We start from the raw sequence: 3,458 nt of genomic DNA on the forward strand, positions 1-3,458 counted from the left end.
AGTCTACGGCGCTGGAACTCCTTAGGTTCGCGTTCGGCCGGGATCAAGGCGATACCTTCTCGGACTCGACGCGTGCGAAGTTCGATCGGGTAAAAGCCACCTACACCGATGACTCTGAAATTCAGGTGGGCTGGGAAAGTGTTCCAGGTCAGGTCGATATTATCTCGCTGAAGCCGCAGCAGGGGCATGCACTGCTGCAAGGGGAAGCCCACGACCTCGCGGTRTACCTGCAACAGCTACCCGTTCAGTTCTACAGTCAGCAGCAAATCAGTGAGCTAACCGGTGTCCATGGTGGCGGCAGTCTGCTGACGATGATTGATGAGGCCTGCTCAGCAGAGCTACAAGGACTGAAAGGTCAAGAAGACACTTTGCATGCCGAGATCCAACAACTGTTCGCGGCCATGGATCAGCTCAGCGCCTTGAACACGGAGGTCAAGGTCCTCAATCAAGAGCTCCAGGAGTTAAACCGCCAGTGGCAAGCTCGCAGTGAGGTGTTGGAGGAGGCTCAACTTTACCAGCGAGCGGAAACTGCTCGGCGTTACGTCGAACAGGTCAAAAGCCAAGTGACTGAGGATATCAATCGCTTGAGCACGCTGGCTGGTGAGCTGTCTTCTCGTGGCATTTTGAATGACGGACGGGTTGAGGCATGGCCCAGGGCCGATTGGTTCAATGCGTTGACTCAAGAGGCCGCTGCGCTTAGGCAGAGCTACCAGACACAGGTGGCGGCGCTTGCGCAGCAGATGTGCCAAGACGCGACCCAATTATTTGAACAAGGGGACGGTTGGGATCAAATCTCGGCGGCGCTGGATGGCACCAAAGAAGTCTTTTTATCCGCTTGTCGTGAACGGGGTCTACAACCACAAGATGTCGCGCGGTTGCAGGATATTGACAAGGCTCGTCAGGCCAAACAGCAATCGTTGCAAGACAAGAAAAAGCGCCTGGACGTACTGGCTCCGCAACGCGACCGCCTGAGTGCGGCGTTACACGACATGAGCCTGCTGTGGGTTCGTCAGTTTACGCTTCGCCAGCGTGTTGCCGCAGAGATCAGTGACAAGGCTCGAGGCTCTATTCGCGTGTTGATTCAGCAAATGGCGGATGATCAAGGCTTTCTTCAAGCATGGAACCTCATGGCGCCCGATGGTCGCAGTCGGTTAGGCCGGGCATGGGAGCACATTGGCAAGGTGTTGTTTGAAAGTTTTCTGCAACACCTGAAAGAAGTTCAGCCCGAGGCTGATTCGCCCTGGCTGCATATTCGAGAAGTCCTTGCTGAAGATCGTCAGCTGCCGTTACCCCTGCTGGAGTATAAGGCAGAGCTAAAACTCTACTTCAACGAACAAAAGCATCAATGGCGCAATGCCCGGCTAACCCGGGTTGAAGAGCGAGTCGATATTGAGTTGTACCGGGCGGATCGAACGTTGGTGGGAAGCGTGCAGAGCAATGCCTTGTCAGAAGGGCAGCGAAACACGGCGGTGTTGAATTTGCTGTTGGCCAAAGGGGAGGGGCCAATCATCATTGACCAACCAGAAGACGAATTGGATTCCAATTTCATCTATCGAGAGTTGGTGCCACTGCTGCGCCAAGTGAAGAACCAGCGTCAGTTAATCTTGGCCACGCATAACGCCAACTTGCCGGTGAATGCCGACACGGACCTGGTATATGCCTTGGAGGTTGCACAGGGTCGAGGCGCTAGGCTTGCCGCGGGTGGGCTCGATCAGACAGATACCACGACCGCAGTGCTCGATATCATGGAGGGATCCGCAGAAGCTTTTAAGCGTCGACTCGATAAATATAATTTCTAGGGTGTAGCGCTCGGCGAAGCACACTGAACTAAATGTCCGCGTTTGGCCGATTCTGTTGAAAAAGTCGGCCATGGTTTGCGCATCGGAAAAGTACGCGTCCGAGATTGAAATCTTTACTTTTTGGCAGAGGCTTCCGGACTCGGATTTTACGTAGCAGCGTGCAAAAGAGGTGTTTTCGCCCACCAGTATTCGAGCATTTTGGGGAAGCCGACTTTTTCAACAGAATCGACTCGAAGCTGACCGTGGCGACAGGCAGCGACAACCCAAGCGGTCATTCCGCCTGTCTTCGAAACTAGGCGCATTCAGAGTGCGGTGTTTGGTGTCTTCTAGGCCAGCTGCGTTCAGCCTTCGGTTCGATCTTTCATTGCTGTATTTAAGGGCTTAGAAACGTCCAGAACGAACACATCAATTAGTCCAGCTAGCTCTGGCGGCATCGTTTTCTCGATGCTGCTTTTCAGCTCCTGAGCGGAGTTGATATTTCGGTTTTTAATTCCTGCGACGTTCACATCTCGGCCAAACCAGATCACAAGATAAATGCCTTGGTGTTCAGCGTCTGGGTGGATGGAGTAGCGCGCATATAATTGCGCCGCCGCGGCAGTGTATAGCTCTCTATGCCACTGACCTTTTACCTCTGTCACAAGTAGCCGTCTTTTACCGCCAATCAATTTGGTCGCCGTGAAATCGCTGCGGTTAGCACTCTTCAACTGGTGCTCCGGCGTAATCGCGATGCCCTGCGGTTCGAGTATTAGGTTGAGACGTTCAGCAATGATCTCGGTAGCTCGTACTTCGTTCAAGTGCTTACCATTGTCGTAAAATCGATCCGCGGAGTTAAATTCACCACCATTTATTGCTTTCTGAAAATCTTGAAGTTCTTGGAGGACGAGTTGGCGCAAGCCCTCAACATTCACCACCATGTCGCGATCCAGTCGATCGACGATTTCCTTTGGCGTCGGTGGTTCGAAATCCCTCAGCGCTTTCTGAGCGATTTTGCCGGCACGTATGCTTTTCAGATCGTTGTACATGTCTGTGAACTTTGGATCAGCAAGAAGGCGATCAAGGACACGGACGGCGTCATCGGAGTCATCTAAATCTATTAACCAAACGACTTCCGTCAAAAATCGGTATGCATTTTCTTCGCTGGGGCTTCCCGTACCCCAATGGCTCGGTAGGTCAACCTTCGGCCATTTGTCAATAAAGGCCTCTAGAACAGCCTGCACTTTTCTTAATGTAAGCTTGGGCCAATGGGAGTGTTCACCATGGTTGAATCGCCCAGAGCGGTCATTAAGCAAAAATATAGTGTCCTTGTCGGCTTTTAGCCAATTCCAGTATGTTTCAGGTGTCTCCTCTAAAAAATAAAATGCTCGCACGAACCAAAAAGCGCGCCTTTTTCCGAGGCCTTYATCGCCTGTCGGGCTGGGCCACGCGGACATGAAAGTTGAGCAACGCTCTGCGATGATTTTTTGCAGGGCATCGCGATCACCGAACTCGGCCGCAATTTCAAAAAGTGTATCAAGCGATCCGAGCGCCAAATCAGGAAATCGGTTAAGCCATTCTATTGAGATTGCCGCCCGTAGGTGGCTGAAAGCCTCATCACCGCGTAACAACCAAATATCGGGATGTTGGCAACCCTTTTGTGCGAGTTGGGGCTCGACGTACTGC

General features: G+C 52.4%; 1 protein-coding gene and 1 pseudogene. One reads left to right on the plus strand and one right to left on the minus strand.

Annotated elements, in window-relative coordinates:
• On the plus strand, positions 1–1,799 hold a 1,799-nt coding region (locus AC1DU9_RS29620), incomplete at its 5' end, for an AAA family ATPase (protein WP_477811247.1).
• Positions 1,800–2,140: 341 nt separating this feature from the next.
• Here the strand turns inward: AC1DU9_RS29620 and AC1DU9_RS29625 are convergent.
• Positions 2,141–3,458 (minus strand): annotated as a pseudogene (locus tag AC1DU9_RS29625) (hypothetical protein); the annotation flags it as partial.

This window comes from Pseudomonas sp. P4_C1 (assembly GCF_056402155.1).